This is a genomic window from Prosthecobacter sp., assembly GCF_014879935.1.
Lineage (GTDB): Bacteria > Verrucomicrobiota > Verrucomicrobiia > Verrucomicrobiales > Verrucomicrobiaceae > Prosthecobacter.
The window spans coordinates 36,452-54,868 of the sequence record NZ_JACSRD010000218.1 but is presented as its reverse complement, the minus strand read 5'-3'; the positions used below and the strand labels follow the sequence as shown (position 1 = coordinate 54,868).

Below are 18,417 nucleotides of genomic sequence, written 5' to 3'. Positions count from 1 at the left end.
GAAGTCATGGGCATCGACCCCGACCTCGGCCTCGCCTTCGCGAAGAGCCAGATGGCCGCCGGCGGCACCTTGCCGACCAAGGGCAACGTCTTCATCAGCGTGAAGGAAGCCGACAAGCAAAACGTCGCCCGCATCGCCAAAGGCTACGCCGACCTCGGCTTCACCCTGTATGCCACCCCCGGCACCGGCCAAGTCATCACCGACGCCGGCATCCCCGTGAACATCCTCCCCAAACTCGCCAGCGGCCAACGCCCCAACGTCATCGACCTCATGAAAAACAAGGACATGGCGATGGTCATCAACACCCCTAGCGGCAAAAACACCCGCGAGGATGAAGTAAAGATCCGCACTGCGACGATGCAAAACCGCATCCCCATCATGACCACGCTCCGTGGTGCTGACGCGGCCTTGAAGGCGATCAAGTCACTGCAAGGCAGCGAAGTGCAGGTGCGGGCTTTGCAGGAGTATCATTCGTAGCATTTGCTAAATTCCGAACACCAAGCTCGTTTCACGGCGGAGTATGAAAGCGATCAAATTTTCATGTCCCAACTGCGGGCAACATATTTCAGTCACCGAGCGGAAGTTCGGAATGGCGGGACAGTGTCCAACATGCCAACAAGACATGGTTATCCCTAGTTTGCGCAAATCTCGCAGAGCCGTGATCGGCATTGCCATACCCGCACTTGCGCTGCTGCTTGTCGCCGCTGGAATTTCTGTGACGATGAGCTCTGCTAGTGCGGGTGCTGAGATTCGCCCTTTGGTCGGAACTGGCAAACCTTTCAGGCCAAAAGCATCTGGTATAGGTATCGTGCAATTGAATGGGAGGGGCATGACATGGCAGGATATGGTCACCGAGAGTTCACTGGATGAAATTGTCGGGGTGATAGAATCCAGAGGGAACCTTGTGGAACGTCAAATCTATGCAGGCATGTCGCCTTGGGTAGCTACTCTGGATCGACTTGCGACGACTCGCTGTGTTGCTGGAGGAGTTATTGTGGCAAAACGTGCTGCATCTTGGAACCTTGATAGTGCCTTTCATCGTTTGTCAGCGCCCAAGCTAGACCCTGCATGGGAGTTGCTAACCGAGCCGATCTCGGAAAGCGAACTCATTCCTGACGGGACATTTTCTGACCGCAGATCGTCACTTGCTACGATGACTGTTATTGCGCGTGTGCCCGATTCATTGCCAACAGGCAGTGTCTTGTTGTCTCTCGCTTGTGAGCCGGTGGGGGTGAAAAGAAAACCAGATTTCATCTCCCCTCCAAGTTTTCAACTTGTTATTGAGGATGCGCCTCATCCAGATAGAGAGACGCTCCTTTCGTTTTTTGGATGTGTGATATTGGAGCCAGCAATGACGAAAAAAGATGGGGAGTCATTCCCAGATCAACATCGTTTGAGAGAGGGCAAGATAGCGTTGCAAGCGGCTATTTTATTGCCCCGATTAAATAAAGAAATGGATGGTGGTCTCCAAACTCTAGGCCGTGAAATTCTCAACCACCCTGCTTACAAAGATGCTGTTATTTTTCTCCAAAAACGCGAGGCAAGACTCAGTGGCCATACAGACCGAAAGAAAAGCGAATGATTCACCCGCCATGAAAGCTTTGTCATGTCCTATTCCGATAAGTAAACGTGCTTTTCTATCTTCATTTACGTCGATTGCGAGATTTGGCGTTCTTTGCAGTCTGCTTTCCATTGCAAGACTGTCAGCTCAATCTGTCCAAGGGGGATCAACTTTACCTATTCCAAGTGGAACTTCCGTGAGTGTCGCTGAATGGTCACGCGATGGGCGTTACCTCGCAACGGCGCTCAAACCGGAAGCCAGTGTCATAGTTTGGTCCATTCAGTCGAGTGTAGAAGCGTCTGGCAAGGTCGCGACAAAAGTGGAACAACGTTTTCGTTGGGGGCCGATGAAAGAGGCACCCAGTGCATTGGCTTTTTCGCCTGATGGCACAAAGTTGGCCATGTGCCTGTTCACTGGGCATCTCGTGATACTGGATGCCACTTTCAAAACAAGCAGCGCACTGTCCAGCACGGCTACTGGAGTGGAGAATGTGAGGTTTATTGAGTTTTCTCACGACGGCAATCTGCTCGTCGTCGGTGGATCGAAAACCGTGTTCTTCAACACCAAAGACAACTCGGTTGCACATCAAATTGCGTCCCAAGTCTCAACCGGCTGTTTTTCTCAAGCTGACGGCATTTTTCTAGCAGTCCCCGATTCGTTCAAAAGGGAGGGTCTTGTCTCATGCCGATTCCCGTCGCTGGAAAGCAAGATTCTACCGGTTCAAGACATAAGCAGCACTTCCTCGGTGGCTATTTCGCCGAATGGAAGCCAGGCGGTGTGCGATGATATATTTGGCAACCTTCAATTTTCCAATTTAGGCAAAACTGCTTTTCAGAAACTCACAGTCGCAAACGGCCAAGGCACCCCTTTCTATAGTCCTGAATGGTTTGATGACGTGTCTGTTCTATGTGTCAGCTACAACCGTAGTCCGAACACTGTCGGTTTTGGTTTATGGCATGTGCAACTGGCCGAAAAAAACATTTCTCGGTTCACAACTCTCTTTTCTTCGGTGCCGACAACTGGGCGCTTTCCGAGTATTTCATGCAAAATAACTGTGCAGCCTGGCAAGGGTGACCGCCTGTTGTTTGCCACGGCTTACTCGGCGGGCCTTGCAGATAAGCATCTGCTGTTTCACACGTTCTTACTTCAAGACTATTCAGAGATGCTAAAGCGGTTCAAGCTCAGCCCAATCGGCAAATAGCTTCCCAGCGAAAACAGGTGAAAAGAAATTGGAAATTGGAACATTAATCCCGCCAATCCTTCGCATCTCCCCTTTTACCACCAAATCCCCGCAAAGTAGAAGCAGCAAAATAAACTGTTTGTCCGTGTTTGTCCCTTTATCAGCATGAACAGTTCATCAGACAAATGAAATTCAGGCATATCATGATTCATGAGGTTTTACCCGTGTTGTTCGGGGTCATCGTTATTTCTTTCGCTGTGTTGATGGCTGGCAAGAAACTTGACAAACCTCAGCGGGCAACCAGGCCGCCTCTAGCCGAGGATGGTCAGACAACGCGTGCAGGTTCTGCTCCATCCAAGAATCCGATTTCTCCGCCTCCTGAAAATCAACCATCCAAGCCGATGGAGGAACGGCCAATTCAATCGAACGTGGGAACCAAAGCTGCCACCTCACCGCCTGTCCCTGGTTTGAATCCTTTAAACTTTAGACAGGTAAGCTTAGAGGATGCTTTATCCCAAGACCTTATAACAATGACCTGTCGTGGGGCGGGACTTCAAAAGTTATCGTTGATTCTCGCTCTTCAAACAGCGGAGCCGTTGGTTGTGGTGATCGCCGCAGGGAGCATCTTTGAGTCCAAAGACCCGCAGACTCAAAACATGCTCGTTCCCTCTGAGAATCGCCTTCCTCTAATAGAAAAGGGAAATAGTCGAATAGAAAGGGGAGATAGTCGGTCCTTTCTTGTGGATGCGCGGTGCATGAACATGGCACTTGATACCCCAGGCTATAGTAATGAATTCAGTGTCAAAAAAACTCGTGTTTCTGGTGATTTGGATAGGCTAATCCGATCGGCGGAGTTCACCAAATTGAGTCCAAGAGTTGAACAGTTCGCCATCTGGACGATTACAGATAATCCGAACCCGGGCGGTTACACTCCAATAATAGAAAATCGAGGCACGAACACAACCGGTATACCCCTTCCGCCACTAGCAAGTGGCGCTGGGCGGCGGCAAGGCACGGGCACGGGGCCTGATGAAGACGAGATTTTCGAGATTCGGCGCGTGTTCTCAAGCTGTGGTATTGAAGTGCAAAGATACCGAGCTCTTCAATCCGAGGTAAAAGCGATTATTCCAATGAACACATGGGCGATTATTCCAATGCGCACATGGACCGATCGGAGCGGCCGCAAGCTGGAGGCGGAACTGCTTGAAATATCGCCTAAAGTTGATGAAAAGGAGCGCTATCGAGGGATTTTTCGCCGTCCTGATGGAACAACTTTCATCTATGCTATTGGAGACCTCATTGAATCGGATGTCCAGCTTGTGAAGGGTGCCTTGGATAAAAATCCCTCGCTGCTACCAAAAACTGGCAAGTAGGGGTGAAGGAGAAACGAGTGGAAACGGGGCGAGGGTGAAAAAATCGACGACCCACCTCCTCGTCACCTTCCGCTTCGCCGATTCGCTGCCGCGTGAACTCCTCGTGCAAACGGGGTCAGGCAAAAAATTGACAAAACACCCGCTTCGTCACCTTCCGCCTCGCCGATTCGCTGCCGCGTGAACTCCTCGATGACTGGCTTCGCGTTCATCCTTCGCTGAAGCATTGTTGCCCAAGCCCGCGAGGCCTTCCTCGCCGCGAATCCGCCGCCTTGGGACGACATCACCCAAGCCTGCCACCACGCCCCGTTCTCCGACAAGCTCGACGAACCACTCGACGCCGCGCACGGCTCCTGCGCCTTGCGTGATCTACGCATCGCCCGGCACTCAATCGTTCCGATACTGAGCCGTGTAGTTGCCCTTCTTGTCGATGATGCCGAACTCCACGAGATCACGTTTGATCTTCGCAGGCGTCTCACGCTCCATCATGGCCATCGCATACCGGAACCACTCATCGGTAATATAACCGGGATACGGCGTAGATGGCCTCTTGGGCAGCGCCTGATGAGCCGCTACCGAAGTGCGTTTGCGAAGTGGTTTGGTCGCAGGCATGGCTAATGGGTCCAACGGGGTTTGAAGTAGCCCAAGATGCACGAGGGATCGCGCACGGCAATCTGGATGTGGGACTTTTCCCGGATGTCGGAGCCTTCAAAGACGGGCGTCCCCTCCTGAAAGACGCCACGAACGGTTTGGAACTCGATGCCGAACAACTTCGTCAGCCACGGCAGGCCGTAATTGATCACATCGCAATCCAGCCTGTGCATGAACCTCTCATTGGCGGGGAAGGGCTTGGGTGCGACACAGACATAGTTGCGATGAGCCGCCTGAAGCATGGCCGTGCAGCGTGTGTCCAGCAGATCAAAGCAGTTTCCCAACTGAATGACGGCTCCGAGCACGGACGGCTTCTTGATCCGCTTCCTCTTTTTCAATTCATTGGCCCAGGCAATGGCGCGATCTGGCCCAAACTCCCAGAAGTAGATGCCTGTGCCCAGCCAGTCGTAGTCATTCTCACTGGGCTCCAAGGTTTCGCCCGTCTTCAACACTCGATTCACCAACGATTCATCGCAGCCGTGGTAGGCGATGATGGTGCGTTGGTAGTCAAGATGTCGCATGACTTGGATTCTGGCGAGTGATGTCAATTTGCCAAGCGCGGATCAGCGTGAGCTCCAGAAGCATTCCCCGCAAGGCAGAAACAGCAGGGACACCCTCAGCAGGTCCAGGCTGTGGCAGTGGAGTGCTTGGGCTTCGCAGGCTTGCTCAGAAGTGCGTATGCTCCGTAAGGCTTGTCCGAAGGAGTGCCTGGTGGAGTTCATCCGCCTCGTGGAGCGCGGGGTAAATGCGCTCATTATCACGGGTGCCGAATCTCTGGATCGCCCTCGCGATGCAGGTGTTGGAAGTCGGAGAGATTCAGCGTGAGGAGAAAATCGGCCTTGCCCTTCCTTGCCGCGACAAGGTGCATGTAATCATAGACGGCACCGCCACGAACACCGTGGGCACGGGCCTTGTCGAGCGCATCAGTGACTTCCTCTGCATTGAGGACGACCATGGCTGCACGGGCGACGATTTGTTCCCGGATCAAACGAGCGGCAAGATCCGCATCCACCCGGAAGCCAAGCGCCCCTCCCGTGAGCGTGGCAAAGGTCTCGCTCAACGCATGAACATGAACCACCATCGTATCGGTCCCGTTCAGCACCGCTGCGCTGGCCGCGTGGTGATCCTCACTCGGCAGCAGAGCCGCGATGAGCACGGAGGAGTCGCACAACACTCTCATCAGCGGCTGAGCTTGGCGATCCGGTCTTGACGGTCTGACTTGATGGCCGCGACGATTTTTTCTGCTGAAGGCGGCTTCACACCCGCAGGGAACAGCAGCGTTCCATCCGGCGACAGTTCGGTGATCACGGGGACATCGATTTCCTGGTCATTGAGCAACTCAATACGCCCTGGAGTCACTTCCACCTTCATCTCAACGCCCGGTTGCATGCCCAGCACGCGAAGAATCTGTGCGGGCAGAAGGAGCCTCCCCGCATTGTCTAATGTCAGTGTCGCAGTCATGGGACGGATTTTGCCATCCAGAGCCGCCAACTGCAAGCCCGCCCTCCAAGTCCTCGAAAGCCCGTCCGCATTCGCTGGCGACAACGGCAACCCAAACTTGATGGGCTTACGGCACTAAAGATCCCAGGGTGCAGGCTCGTATGGCAATGAATGCCGCGTTCTCGGCCACCGATGAAATTTCCACGCATGTCTCTCTCCCGGATCCTCGCTCTGCCTGTCTTGTTTCTTGTCTCCACGGTTTCTGCCCAAAATGGAGGCTCAGGGGTGGAGGTGCCGCCTTCGCTGGTGCCGGCGGAGCTGGTGCCTGACACGCGGCCTTTGTCACCTGAGGAGGAATTGAAAAGCTTCCAGGTGGCACCGGGCTACCGGGTGGAACTGGCGGCGAGTGAGCCGCTGGTGGGCGATCCGATCTTGGTGCAGTTTGGTCCGGATGGTCGGCTGTGGGTGGTGGAGATGCGGGGTTACATGCCGGACATTCACGGCAACCGCGAGGATGAGCCGGTGGGCCGGATCGTGATCCTCACCGACACCGACGGCGACGGGCGGTTTGATCAAAGCAAGGTCTTCCTCGATCAACTGATCATGCCCCGCACGGTCCTGCCAATCGGCGATGGCGCGCTGGTGGGCGCGCCGCCGATGCTGTGGTATTGCCCGGACAAAAATGGCGATGGCAAGGCGGATGAAAAGATCGTGGTGGCGCAGGATGCGGGTGCCCAAACCATCCCAGGCCGCCCCGAACTGGCGAACCCGGAACATGGTGCGAACTCGCCGCTCTGGGGCCTGGACAACTGGATCTACTTTGCGGAATACGCGGCGCGTTTTCGCTGGCGTGGCGCGGGCAATTTCGACCGCAGCATCTCCTCCATGCGCGGTCAGTATGGGCTCAGCCAGGATGACTTCGGCCGTCTCTATTACAACTTCAACTCAGGCCACCTGCAGGGCGACATGTGGCCCTCCCATTACCGTCTGCGCAATCCGCACTTTGCGAAGTCGGGAGGCCGCATCAGCCCGCCGGTGAACCAGGCCGTGTGGCCGATCCGTGTGACGCCCGGCACGAACCGCGCCTACATCCCGGAGAACATGGCGGGTCACAAGATCAAGAATTTCACCGCCGCGTGCTCACCGTGGATTTATCGAGGCGATCTCTTCCCGGCAGATGCTCTGGGCAATGCCTTCGCCTGCGAGCCGGCGCTGCATCTCGTGAAGCGGGACATTCTCACCCTCGAAAAAGGCAAGCTCGTGGCGCGTGAGGCCTACCAGCAGCGTGAGTTTCTTGCCTCCACGGATGAGCGCTTCCGTCCGGTCGGCATGACCACGGGACCCGATGGGGCGCTTTACGTCGTCGATTTTTACCGGGGCATCATCCAGCACCGCATCTCCCTCAGTCCCTACCTGGAAAAGTACATCGAGGAGCACGATCTGGTGGATCCACGCGGCCTGGGCCGAATCTGGCGCATCGTGCCTGAAAAGGCGACGACACGTCCCGCACCGAATCTGACGAAGCTTGGCAGTGCCAAACTCGTCCCCATCCTCGCTCACGCCAACTCCTGGCACCGTGAAATCGCCCAGCGCCTGCTCGTTGAACGTGCAGAGGCAGCGGTCGTCCCCGCGCTGGAAGCTCTTACTCGTGGAGATGTCGCGCTTGGACGCCTGCATGCCTTGTGGACGCTCGATGGCATGGGCAAGAGCACTTGGCCGGTGATCGAGAAAGCGCTCGCGGATGCTGATGCCCGCGTGCGCAACAGTGCGGTGCGCATCGCTGAAGGTTTCTTTGCTGGCGAAGGACGCAACGCTGCGATGACGAGGCTCATCGCCCTCTCCGCCACGGAAGCGGACTCGCAGGTGCAGACTCAAATCGCCCTCACGCTGGGCGAGTGCAACGACTCGGCGGCCGATCAGGCGATTGCGGCGATGGCCAGCCGCGTGCCCGATCATCCCTATTTGCCCGAGGCCATCCTCAGCGGGGTCAAAGGCCGCGAACTGGAACTGCTGGAGCATTGCCTTGCCACGGGAAGCGGCAAGACGCTAATCCCCAGCCTGGCGGGCTGTGTGGCCAGCGAACGCGATCCAAACCGTGTCGCACGGTTCCTGGCACTCGCGGAAAAGGCCGGTGCCACGCCTCGCAAAACGCTGCTCGCCGGCTTCACCGCCAATGCGGCGGATTTCACACGCCGGAAGGTGAAGCTCGATGCCAGACCTGCTTTTCTCGACACTCCCGGCACTGAAAAGGTGGCGGACATGCTGACCTGGCCGGGCAAGCCAGCGCCCGCAGGCTTCAAGCCGCCGCGCCCGCTGACGGCTGAGGAGCAGAGCCGTTTTGACATGGGCAAGGCGCTGTACTCCGGCATCTGCGCGGGCTGCCATCAGCCCAGTGGTTCAGGCCTTGAGGGCATCGCCCCGCCGCTGATTGATTCCGAATGGGTCACAGGCTCGCCCGAACGCCTGAGCCGCATCGTCCTCCACGGCGTGCGCGGCTACATCACGGTCAAAAAGCGGCGTTACCAGCTCGACATGCCTCCGCTGGGCGCCTTGGGCGATGAACCTCTGGCGGCCATTCTCACTTATCTCCGGCGTGAGTGGGAGCATGGCGCGGAGCCCATCTCACAGGACTTTCTCAAAGCGGTCCGCGAAAAGGAAGCACGACGCACCGATTCATGGACAGAACAGGAGCTACTCAAGATTCCGTGATCGAGCGTCTCGCCGCCATCCACCTTTCGGCGTTCTCAAAACAACAGGCCTCGTAGCCACATCAAGCGACTCCGAGGCCGTGACTTGCTGACAGGAGCAAGGCACGCTCACGCCAGCGCCTCTTTGCAATACTGCACGCACTTTGCCACTTCCTTCACGGCGTCGGAGCCTTCGGGGATTTTGTATTCCAGCTCGATCTCGGCGGGGAAGGTCCACTTCTCCTTTTTCATCAACTGCAGCACTTCCTTGATCGGTGTCTGGCCCTGGCCCCAAGGCACGTTGCCGCCGTCGGCGGTGCGGTCCTTGAGGTGCAGGTTCGTGATGCGCGCGTGATACTTCTCCAGCACGGGGATCGGCGACTTGCCCTGCGTGCCGGCGACGTAGTGGCCGATGTCGAGGTTGAAGCCGATGTATTGGCCGAGATCCAGGATGGAATCGAACTTGTCCATCTCCGGCAGGTTGTTCGTGTGGTTGTGGAAGCCGACCCAGATCTGGTGCTTGTCCGCAAACGGCGCGACACGCGCGGCGAGGACGGCATTGCGCTCCGTGGTCACAGCCGCGCAGCCGAGCGCTTTCGCCACGAGGAAATTGAACTCGATCTCCTCGTTCGACTGCCCGAAGCCCATCTTGTGGATGTGAATGTTCACGCCCGCGTCGTTGAACATCTTCCGCATCTCCACGCACTTGGCGATCTGCTGCTCACGCTCCGCATCGGTAATTTTGCCGCTCTTGATGCCTGCGAAAAGCTGCGTCGGTCCGCCCATGAGCTCGGTTTCGCTGATGCCGCAGTCGAGCAACGCCTTCAGCGTTTCCTCCGCCGTCTTCGCCATGCTGCGATAGCTATACGTGATGCAGCCAATGCGCACACCGTTGAACACCGAGTTCGGTTTCTCCGCGGCCAAGCCGGGACGTGGAAGCGAAAAACCCGTGGCAGCAGCGAGCGTGGTGCCGAGAAAATGGCGACGAGAGAGCGAGTGAGTAGTCATGCGCAGGTGGAACGCCAAAGCGCGGCGTCTTTTGCCGGAATCGCTGAGAAATCATCGGCGTTGAGGCGGAATGCATTTTGAGGTTGAAACGTGAGGGCCTCGCCCCACGATTTCTGCACTCCAAACATCCTCACCATGGCCACCTACGTTTACGAAACCATCCCCGCGAACCCGGAAGAGCAGCCGCGCCGCTTCGAGGTGCAGCAGAAGATGAGTGATCCGGCATTGAAGACCGATCCGCAGACCGGCGAACCCGTCCGGCGCATCATTACGGGCGGCAGCGGCCTCGTGACTCACGGTGCGAGCATCCTGTCGATGAAGACGCGGGGACGGTGAGGCAGTTCTTTTCAGCGTGCGTGCTCGACAGGCGGCCTTCCAGCGGCCAAATCGTCTCTCCTTCGAGATGAACGAACATCCTCTGCCCAAGCTTCGCAACCAGCTCCTCAGCCTGCACAAGATCCTCATGCTCGCGGAGCGCGCGATGTATGAAAAGGAGGGCAACGTCATCCAGTCGCCGAATCACTTGCTGCAACTGCTGATGACCGATGAGCGCTTCGCATGGCTGCGTGAGCTGTCACAGCTCATCGTGGTGATTGATGAGGCGATGGAAGAAAAACCGCCCATGACCCGCGAGCGCGCCGATGCGCTGGTGCAAGAGGCAAAGCTGCTGCTGCAAGGCGGGCAGAAGGAGGGCAGTTTCGCCACGCGCTACGCCGCCCTGATGCAGCGCGTGCCCCCCATCGCCACAGCGAATGCGGAGATCTGCAAAAACTTCGCGTCGGCATCCTGAGCAGACAGTCGGTCGGTTGGGGCACGATGTTCGCAAGAGATGGCGATTGATCGGTTACGGTCTCAAGCTAACGAACGCCCATGACCCTCACGCTTCCCAAGTGGTTCGATCTTCACACGCACTTCCGCCAAGGCCCGGCGATGGCCTCGTATGTCAAAGCCCACCTCGACATGGGTTGCGCAGGCGCTCTGGCGATGCCGAACACGCAGCCACCAGTGTCACGCGTGAATGGTCCAGCGCAAAGCGATGGCTGGAGCATCGAAAGCTACTCGGCGGAGCTGCGAGCGGCAGGCGCGGACGCATTCGAGCAGCTCATCGTTCCTCTTTACCTCACGCGACAGACCACGGCGGAGATGATCCGTGATGGCGCGGCCTCCGGAGGGCTGCGGGCCTGCAAATACTACCCCCCGCATGGCACCACGAATGCCGAGCACGGACTGCCGATGATCGATCTCATCGGCGGTGAGGTGCTGCGGGCGATGGAGGAGTGCGGCGTGGTGCTCTGCATCCATGGCGAGCAGCATGCGCTGAGCGGTCCGGACTACTTGGACGCGCATCAGAATGCGGAGACGCACTTTTACCGCGAACGCATGCCACGCCTGCTCGCCGCGCATCCGCGTCTGCGCATCGTGTGCGAGCACATCACCACGCGCACGGCGGCGGAGTTCGTCGCAGCCGCGCCGGGGCATGTGGGCGCTACGATCACGCCGCAGCACCTGCTCTACACCATCGGACATCTGATCCAGGGGCTGAAATACCATCTCTACTGCCTGCCAGTGGTGAAATTCGAGGACGACCGCATGGCCCTGAGACAGGCGGCGATGGAGGAAGGCCAGCGCAAATTCTTCGCAGGCACGGACAGCGCCCCCCACACGACCAAGGCCACCACCTGCGGTTGCGCGGCCGGTTGCTTCACCGGTGGCTGCGCCCCGCAGCTTTACGCGATGGCTTTTGAGCAGGCGGGCATCGATCTGGCCTCTGCAGACGGCCAGGAGGCCTTCAAACGTTTTCTCTGCCTCAACGGACCTGAGTTCTACGGTTTCCCGGCCTCGCAACAGCAGTTCCAGATGGAGAAATCATCGTCGCAGGCCGCCGTGCTCGAAACACCAGCCGGTCCGGTCACTCCCCTGCCCGTCGGTTTGAACCTGGAGCTGATATGGCGGATCGCCGGCTGAAAACCACGCGGTCTCATTTTTCCGGCGATGCGGTCAGCTTTACGGCGCGCAGCTTCATCCACGCGCCCGACTCAGCCTGCCCCACGGGGTCGATCCGCAGACGAAGCATGCCGCCACGATACTTCGGATGCGCGCCGAGATGAATGACATGCCGGTGAAACTCGCCATCTCCCACGATGGGGAACGCGATCAGGCCTTCGCCTGAAAAGCCCCGCCCTTCATGCGGCTGCCACATGATCGTGGCCTGTTTTTGCATCGTGTGAAAAGCGGCTTCGATCACGAGATACGGCGCAGCCTCGGCCTGCCAGAAGGCTTGCGGGCTCACGAGCTGCGGATCGTCCTGCTCGAATCGCGGGTGCAGGTGATCCTTCACCGGCCAGCCGCTGTCTGTGACGTTTTGGTAGTGCCAGCCCTGCCGATCCTGCTCAAAACGCCACACGGGCGGATGCGTCGGCTTCCAATGAGCGGCCCTCGCACGGATCTCATCGAGCGATCCCAGCACGAGCTCGTAACGAAACTCATAGGCGATGTTGTGGTCGAGAATCTCCTGCCCCTGCCCGGCGAGATAGCCCGTGCTGTTGCCATGCGTGTCATTCGGCCCAGGCTGACCCGCAAATCCGCCGCTGAAATGCACACGACCAGGCGTGATCAGGCCCAGCCCGTAGTCTTTCTCATCCACCAACGCCGCCCAGCCTTCCGTTCCTGGCCAGAACGACCACGGGTGTTTTCCCTGTGGCTTCGGCACCGGAGTCACCGCATCATTCGAGAAAGGTTTCGCGCCCTGATAGCTCACCACGCGATGAAACGACGCGTTCGCATACACTGCGGGCAGTTCCTGCAGACGCGCTGGATACTGCGTGTGATCGGAACGTGTGTTCGTGATACGCGCACGCGCCTTCACCACAGGGCCATCGAGCTCCAGCCAGGAATCAAAGGTGCATTCACCCGGCACGTTGTTGAGCGGCCACTGCAACGGGATGCAGGCCACGTGCAGTAGCTTGCCATCGTTCTCATGCGCAATGATTCGGCTGGCGTTCTTGAAATCATCGCCTGTCTGAATCGGATTCCAGCCAATGTGCCTCCAATGCTCCGCCGGCTTCTGCCCGTTCGCTTCAAACGGCACCGGGCCGGAGAAAAACGAGAGCTGCACCTGCCGGCCGAGGTCGAAGTTGTTGATCACATTCGCGCCATCCTTTTTTTCCGCGAGAAAGGTGATCGCACCACCGAGATCGAGATCGACGCCGAGCTTGATGCGGTCGTTCTCCAGCCAGCTCATGCGCTCCGCATGCAGCAGATTCGAACACAGGCTCAGGGCGAGAAATGGGAGGACAAGACGCATCGCTGGATGATGCAATCGAGCCACCCATCCACGCAAACGCTTTCGCCTGCGGACGATCACGCGCTTGCCGCGATGCGACGTCCATCGTAGTTGCCGCATGCCCGACATCCAGCCCATCGCCACGTTGCGCACCTGCTACACCGACAAATTCGGAGTGCCGCGCCAGTCGGGCCTTGTTCCGGCGGCATGGGGCGTGATCGAGTTCGAGCCCGCCTTCCGACGCGTGGAAGCGGTGCGCGGCATTGAGGAATTCAGCCACCTGTGGCTCATCACCCGCTTTCACCTGGTCGAGCAGGAGCCGGTGTCGCTCACGGTGCGGCCGCCGAAGCTCGGCGGAAATGAAAAGCGCGGTGTGTATGCCACGCGCTCGCCCTTTCGGCCGAACCGGCTGACTTTGAGTGTGGTGAAGCTGGATCGCGTGGAACTCGAAGGCGACCAATCTCCGCGCCTCTTCGTTTCCGGTGTCGATCTGGTCGATGGCACGCCCGTTTTCGACATCAAGCCTTACGTGCGCTACGCCGATTCGGTGCCAGACGCCCGCAGCAGCTTCGCCCACGTGCCGCCGCCGCCGGTTCCGGTGGTGTGGGAATGTGAAGGCGCTGTTCCTGACGACGTGAAGCTCATCATCGACCAATCGCTGGCCCAGCAGCCGCAACCGGCCTATCACGACGAATCCGACCGTCTCTACGCGACCGAAATCGCCGGCTGGCGCGTGAAATGGATCGCTCGTGAGGATGGCGCGCGTGTGCGGAGTTGCGAACTCGTCGGGTAACGGCCATCTCGGCGCATGCACACCACTGAACTCGCCATCCGCGCCGCCCGTGAAACCGCGCTCGCGCACGGCATCACGCCAGACCGCTGCGACATTCTGCAAAACGGCAGCACGCTCGTGTTGCGGCTCACTGACACGCTCGTCGCGCGAGTCGTGCAGGATCGCGATGGCCCACGACAGGGCACGGATTGGTTTGCGCGTGAAAACGCCATCGCGCTGCATCTCACGCAAAACGGCGCGCCGGTCATTCCGCTGCATTCCGGCCTCCCGCCCGGTCCACACGAGCATCTCGGCTATCCGATCAATTTTTGGGAATTCGTCACGCGCATCGATTTGGAGCCAGATCCTCGCGAAATCGGCCTCACACTGCGAAAATGCCACGAAGTGATGAAAACCTTCCCGCAGCCGCTTCCGCGGCTCGCGATCATTTCGGAGAGCGTGGCCATTTTGAACGATCGCAGCCTGTTTGAGGCCTCCACGCAGGAAATGCTGCGCCAACACCTGCAAACCTCGCTCGAAGTGCTCGCCGCGTATCCGCAGCAGCCGCTGCATGGCGATGCGCATGCCGGAAACCTCATGAACACGACGCGTGGGCTGCTTTGGACCGATTGGGAGGACACTTTTGCAGGGCCGGTGGAGTGGGATGTGGCCTCGATCATCTGGAACGCGCTGATCCTCGATGAAGACCACGCCACCGTGTCCGCGATCCGCGAGGCTTACGGCCCCGTGGATGAAATCGCGCTGCAACAGTGCCTCGTGGCCCGCGCAGCCGTCATCACAGCCTGGTATCCGTTTTTGTATCCGAATCCGAACGCGGATCGGCAGGACAAACTGCGCCGACGCATCGAATGGCTCGCTGCGCGCTGATTCAAGCCGCGATCAACGGATGCGTGCGCTTCACGAGCGGGAATTCGACGCGTTTGCCTTCGATTCCGGCCTGAAACACGCCATGCGCCATCTCGATGGCTTTCATCGCGCGTTCGCCGGAGCCCAGCGGCTCGCGATTCTCTGCAATCGCCTGCAACCAATCGCGCACGACACGTCGATGGGAAGCATCGTAGCCGCTGAGGCCTTCAAAGGTGACTTCATTTTCACCACCCCAGTCCTGCCAGTTTTCCACGCGCGTGGTGGCGCTTCGATTCGGCTCCTTCAGCAACGAAATGCCGGGCGCGAAGCCCGAATTCAGCCGCACGATGCCTTTCGTGCCGATGATCTCCATCCCGAACGGCCCCGCGGCCTTTTCCAAGCCCACGCGACTGCGAAAGGTGACGTTCACGCCCGATTCCATCGCGAAATGAGCGAAGATGTCGTCACCAACGACCGGCCCGACTTTGTCGGAAGGCGATTCCTTCGCCGCAGCAAGCGTCGCGGGCTTTCCTTGGTGCTGTATGCACGCCTGACACCACTTCACATCGCCCGCGAAGAGCCGCGCGAGGTCAAAGACATGCAAACCGAGCACCATCATGTCCTGACCGCCGGCGCGGTCGCCCATTTTGCCGACGGTGTGGATTTCGAGGAGGTCGCCGATGAGTCCCTCACGCAGCGCTTTCTCCAATCGCCGCACTGCGGGAGCCATGCGTGTGACATGCGCCACGGCGACGCGCAGATGGTTCTTCTTCGCGAGGCCCACGATGTCATCCGCCTCCGCCAAGGTGATGGTGAAGGGCTTTTCGAGATACAAATGCGCATCAGACTCCAGCGCGGCCATCGCCATCGCATGATGTTCCGTGGCCCAGCGCGGCCCGATGGCCACGAGCTCCGGTTTTTCCTTCGCCAGCATCTCGCGATAGTCCGCATAGCCCTTCGCGGCACCACTCGCGGCCTGCGCTTTCGCGCGTCCGCCTTCATGCGGGTCTGCCACCGCTGCGACGCTGACATCGCTCATGTTTTGAAACACGCGCTCGATGCCGTGGCCGTAATCGCCCGCGCCGGTGTGGCCGATGATGGCGGCTTTACGCGTTGATGCGGCCTGCGCGGCATGTGTGACAGCAAATCCGGCACTGGTGAGCAACAAACGCCGACGCGTGAGGAGGGAAGGATTCATGGCGATGAATCCATACGCGTCAGGCCTCACGATTCCTGCCTCTGCCGCAGCGTGCGCAGATACGCGTTGTTGGGCACCGGCTTCACGGGGCGCTCGGGGGTGGCGATCATGGTGCGGACGCGCGTTTCGCTGCTGGCGATGAGGTCGTGGATGATTTCGGCCTCGGGGAGGTTTTTCCAGTATTTCATCGGCATCTCGGATTGCATGGCCTGCACTTTGAGTCGCGCGGGATTGAAGATGCTGCGGTAGTAGGTGCGCCAGAGGTCGTCGTGGGCATCGGCGGCGGGGGCGTCGTGGCGACTCATGCCGGGGATGAAGGTGAGTTTTTCGCCATCCCAGCTCACGCACTCGTCCGGGGTCAAAATCGACCAGTCCATGCTGGCGAAGCGTTTTTCGAAAAACGGCGCGGCGAGCCGTGTGATGCGATACTCGGGCTCAAACCACGCGACGAACTGCTCGCGGCCGTTTTGTTCGTTCACGCCGACGAGGCGGAAGCGCACGAAGGCGTGCATCTTGTGAATGTCGCGGCTAACGGCCTTCGCCCACGCGTTGCACGGATGCATGTCGCGGTCGGATGGCATGCCGAGGAGGTGTTTTTCACCGCCGAGCGTCAAACGATGCAAAAGGCGATACAGGATGGCAAAACGGCGCTCATCGGTGTGAGCGCAAACATTGGCGGCGAGCCGCAAAAAGTCGGCGGGGACCTTCACGGCGCTGTTTGGAGCGGTTTGATACGCTGAAGGCTCTTCGGCCAGCAAACTGGCGGTTTGCGAGGCGTCCACCCAATCGACGTTTTCCGGTGCCACGCCATGCCGCAGCAGCTCTCGAGCCTTGGAGCGCCAGGCTTCGAAGGTGGGGTGGATTTGGGCGGTGTGGGTCATGCGGGACCTCTTGAGTGATTCACGCAGAAGATTTCATGCCTCGCATGGCTTGCTCCTCGGAATCCAGAATGACCTCCCACAGATTCAGGGAGGCCCACAGATTGAATTATGAAGATAATCTGCTGGCCTTCCTGAATCTGTGGGAGATCACGGTTCATGATGATGGTTTGCATGTGTCAAATCTGACCGCTGAGTGCCATCGCGGCATCCGCAGGCGTCGTCGGAGGTGGAGCGTTGAAGTTGAGTTCGAGCTGGCGGGGGCCGGGGAGGAAGTGTTGGCGGAGGTTGGTGCTTTCGAGCAGGGCGATGCGCGGGCGGTGATCGGCGGCGAGGATGAAGGGCATGACCTTTTTGAGGTTCACGCGCATGCGCTGGAGATCGGCGAGGGTGAGGCGTGACCAGCGTCGCGCGGCGAGGATGCGGGCGACATTCACGGTGCCGAGGCCGGGGATGCGCCAGAGCAGCTCTTGTGGGGCGCGATTGATGTCCACGGGGAAGACGGCGCGGTTTCGCAAGGCCCAGGCGAGTTTCGGATCGAGGTCGAGATCGAGGTTCGGCTCTTCTTTGGGCAGCAACTCGCCGACATCGAAGCCGTAGAAGCGCAGGAGCCAGTCGGCCTGATACAAACGATGCTCGCGCACGAGCGGCGGCGGCTTGATGGGCAGCAGCACGCTGGGCTCCGGGATGGGGCTGAAGCCGCTGTAGTAAACGCGACGCAAGCGCACATCGCGATACAGTTCATCGGCGCGATGCAGCACGAGCGCGTCGCTGCTGTCGTCCGCGCCGACGATCATCTGCGTGCTCTGGCCGGTGGCAAAGGGGGGCGCTTTGACGCGTGGGCGGTTCACGATTTGTCGCGCGGCTTTTTTGGCCTCCACGCTTTCGTCGATGCGCTGGCGGATGCCATGCATGGCCTGCTTCGTGTTCGTGAGATTCTTTTCCGGCGCGAGGCGGTCGAGGCTCTGCTGCGAGGGCAGCTCGATGTTGATGCTGATGCGGTCGGCGTAGCGTCCGGCCTTGTCGATGAGCGCCTGCGAGGCCTCGGGGATGGTTTTGAGATGGATGTAGCCGCGGAAGTGATGCACCTCGCGGAGCTGCCGCGCGACCTCGATGACCTGCTCCATGGTGTGGTCCGCGCTGCGCACGATGCCGCTGCTGAGGAAGAGGCCCTCGATGTAGTTGCGCTTGTAGAAGTCGAGCGTGAGCTGCACGACCTCCTCGGGTGTGAAGCGTGCCCGCTGCACATTGCTGGAGCGGCGGTTGATGCAGTAATGGCAGTCGTAGAGGCAGGCGTTGGTGAGCAGCACCTTCAGCAGCGACACGCAGCGCCCGTCCGGCGTGTAGCTGTGGCAGATGCCCATGCCGCCCGTGGAGCCGATGCCCTTCCCATCTCGCGAGTCCTTCCGTGCCGCGCCGGAGCTGGCGCAGGACGCGTCATACTTCGCCGCGTCGGCCAGGATTTCGAGTTTGCGCGTCAGGCCCATGAGTTCGTCCGAACAGTGCCTGAAATACGCCGTTC

18 protein-coding genes and 1 pseudogene are annotated in these 18,417 nt (G+C 59.2%); 10 read left to right on the top strand and 9 right to left on the bottom strand.

Annotated features, from left to right (window positions below; translation table 11 throughout):
* The 4 genes and pseudogenes from carB to IAE77_RS25135 form a co-directional block, all read left to right on the top strand.
* Positions 1–477 (top strand): annotated as a pseudogene (carB, locus tag IAE77_RS25150) (carbamoyl phosphate synthase large subunit); the annotation flags it as partial.
* Between the two features lie 43 nt (positions 478–520).
* Positions 521–1,582 carry a hypothetical protein gene (locus tag IAE77_RS25145; protein ID WP_294232624.1) on the top strand — a complete coding sequence of 354 codons (1,062 nt, stop codon included), beginning with the start codon at positions 521–523 and terminating at the stop codon, positions 1,580–1,582.
* 10 nt (positions 1,583–1,592) lie between these two features.
* Positions 1,593–2,762, top strand: a complete 1,170-nt coding sequence (locus IAE77_RS25140; protein WP_294232622.1) for a WD40 repeat domain-containing protein — start codon at positions 1,593–1,595, stop codon at positions 2,760–2,762.
* A gap of 182 nt (positions 2,763–2,944) precedes the next feature.
* Positions 2,945–4,114 (top strand): hypothetical protein, encoded by a 1,170-nt coding sequence (locus IAE77_RS25135; protein ID WP_294232620.1) that lies wholly within the window; start codon positions 2,945–2,947, stop codon positions 4,112–4,114.
* Between the two features lie 384 nt (positions 4,115–4,498).
* Here the strand turns inward: IAE77_RS25135 and IAE77_RS25130 are convergent, their stop codons facing one another.
* From IAE77_RS25130 to IAE77_RS25115, 4 genes are all read right to left on the bottom strand, one after another.
* Positions 4,499–4,723, bottom strand: a complete 225-nt coding sequence (locus IAE77_RS25130) for a hypothetical protein (protein ID WP_294232619.1) — start codon at positions 4,721–4,723, stop codon at positions 4,499–4,501.
* A gap of 2 nt (positions 4,724–4,725) precedes the next feature.
* A complete protein-coding gene (locus tag IAE77_RS25125) occupies positions 4,726–5,283 on the bottom strand; it encodes a hypothetical protein (RefSeq protein WP_294232617.1) in 558 nt (185 codons plus the stop codon).
* Positions 5,284–5,519: 236 nt separating this feature from the next.
* Positions 5,520–5,942, bottom strand: a complete 423-nt coding sequence (locus tag IAE77_RS25120; protein WP_294232615.1) for a PIN domain-containing protein — start codon at positions 5,940–5,942, stop codon at positions 5,520–5,522.
* Positions 5,942–6,223 carry an AbrB/MazE/SpoVT family DNA-binding domain-containing protein gene (locus IAE77_RS25115; protein ID WP_294232612.1) on the bottom strand — a complete coding sequence of 94 codons (282 nt, stop codon included), beginning with the start codon at positions 6,221–6,223 and terminating at the stop codon, positions 5,942–5,944. The genes IAE77_RS25120 and IAE77_RS25115 overlap by 1 nt, the downstream gene beginning before the upstream one ends.
* A gap of 186 nt (positions 6,224–6,409) precedes the next feature.
* Here IAE77_RS25115 and IAE77_RS25110 point away from each other — a divergent pair, with 186 nt between their 5' ends.
* The gene (locus IAE77_RS25110) at positions 6,410–8,911 is read left to right on the top strand and encodes a c-type cytochrome (RefSeq protein ID WP_294232610.1); all 2,502 of its coding nucleotides are present in this window, start codon (positions 6,410–6,412) and stop codon (positions 8,909–8,911) included.
* 107 nt (positions 8,912–9,018) lie between these two features.
* On the opposite strand, the gene IAE77_RS25105 is transcribed toward IAE77_RS25110, so the two are convergent.
* Positions 9,019–9,897, bottom strand: a complete 879-nt coding sequence (locus tag IAE77_RS25105) for a sugar phosphate isomerase/epimerase (RefSeq protein WP_294232609.1) — start codon at positions 9,895–9,897, stop codon at positions 9,019–9,021.
* Between the two features lie 135 nt (positions 9,898–10,032).
* Between IAE77_RS25105 and IAE77_RS25100 the strand changes: the two genes are divergently transcribed.
* The 3 genes from IAE77_RS25100 to IAE77_RS25090 all read left to right on the top strand — a co-directional run bounded on the left by IAE77_RS25100 (position 10,033) and on the right by IAE77_RS25090 (position 11,862).
* Positions 10,033–10,233 carry a zinc ribbon domain-containing protein gene (locus tag IAE77_RS25100; RefSeq protein ID WP_294232607.1) on the top strand — a complete coding sequence of 67 codons (201 nt, stop codon included), beginning with the start codon at positions 10,033–10,035 and terminating at the stop codon, positions 10,231–10,233.
* 67 nt (positions 10,234–10,300) lie between these two features.
* The gene (locus IAE77_RS25095) at positions 10,301–10,687 is read left to right on the top strand and encodes a hypothetical protein (RefSeq protein ID WP_294232605.1); all 387 of its coding nucleotides are present in this window, start codon (positions 10,301–10,303) and stop codon (positions 10,685–10,687) included.
* 80 nt (positions 10,688–10,767) lie between these two features.
* Positions 10,768–11,862 carry an amidohydrolase family protein gene (locus IAE77_RS25090; RefSeq protein WP_294232603.1) on the top strand — a complete coding sequence of 365 codons (1,095 nt, stop codon included), beginning with the start codon at positions 10,768–10,770 and terminating at the stop codon, positions 11,860–11,862.
* Positions 11,863–11,875: 13 nt separating this feature from the next.
* On the opposite strand, the gene IAE77_RS25085 is transcribed toward IAE77_RS25090, so the two are convergent.
* Positions 11,876–13,201 (bottom strand): hypothetical protein, encoded by a 1,326-nt coding sequence (locus tag IAE77_RS25085; RefSeq protein WP_294232601.1) that lies wholly within the window; start codon positions 13,199–13,201, stop codon positions 11,876–11,878.
* 97 nt (positions 13,202–13,298) lie between these two features.
* Between IAE77_RS25085 and tsaA the strand changes: the two genes are divergently transcribed.
* Together tsaA and IAE77_RS25075 are read left to right on the top strand one after the other, a co-directional pair.
* Positions 13,299–13,973: a tRNA (N6-threonylcarbamoyladenosine(37)-N6)-methyltransferase TrmO gene (tsaA, locus tag IAE77_RS25080; RefSeq protein WP_294232599.1), complete on the top strand. Its 675-nt coding sequence runs from the start codon at positions 13,299–13,301 to the stop codon at positions 13,971–13,973.
* 15 nt (positions 13,974–13,988) lie between these two features.
* Entirely contained in the window at positions 13,989–14,840 is an 852-nt protein-coding gene (locus IAE77_RS25075; protein WP_294232597.1) for a phosphotransferase, read from the top strand.
* Position 14,841: 1 nt separating this feature from the next.
* Here the strand turns inward: IAE77_RS25075 and IAE77_RS25070 are convergent, their stop codons facing one another.
* From IAE77_RS25070 to IAE77_RS25060, 3 genes are all read right to left on the bottom strand, one after another.
* Complete coding sequence (locus IAE77_RS25070) at positions 14,842–16,017, bottom strand: Gfo/Idh/MocA family oxidoreductase (protein WP_294232595.1); 1,176 nt, start codon at positions 16,015–16,017, stop codon at positions 14,842–14,844.
* A gap of 26 nt (positions 16,018–16,043) precedes the next feature.
* Positions 16,044–16,898 (bottom strand): TIGR03915 family putative DNA repair protein, encoded by an 855-nt coding sequence (locus IAE77_RS25065; RefSeq protein WP_294232593.1) that lies wholly within the window; start codon positions 16,896–16,898, stop codon positions 16,044–16,046.
* 176 nt (positions 16,899–17,074) lie between these two features.
* Positions 17,075–18,382 carry a putative DNA modification/repair radical SAM protein gene (locus IAE77_RS25060; protein ID WP_294232590.1) on the bottom strand — a complete coding sequence of 436 codons (1,308 nt, stop codon included), beginning with the start codon at positions 18,380–18,382 and terminating at the stop codon, positions 17,075–17,077.
* Positions 18,383–18,417 lie beyond the last annotated feature (35 nt).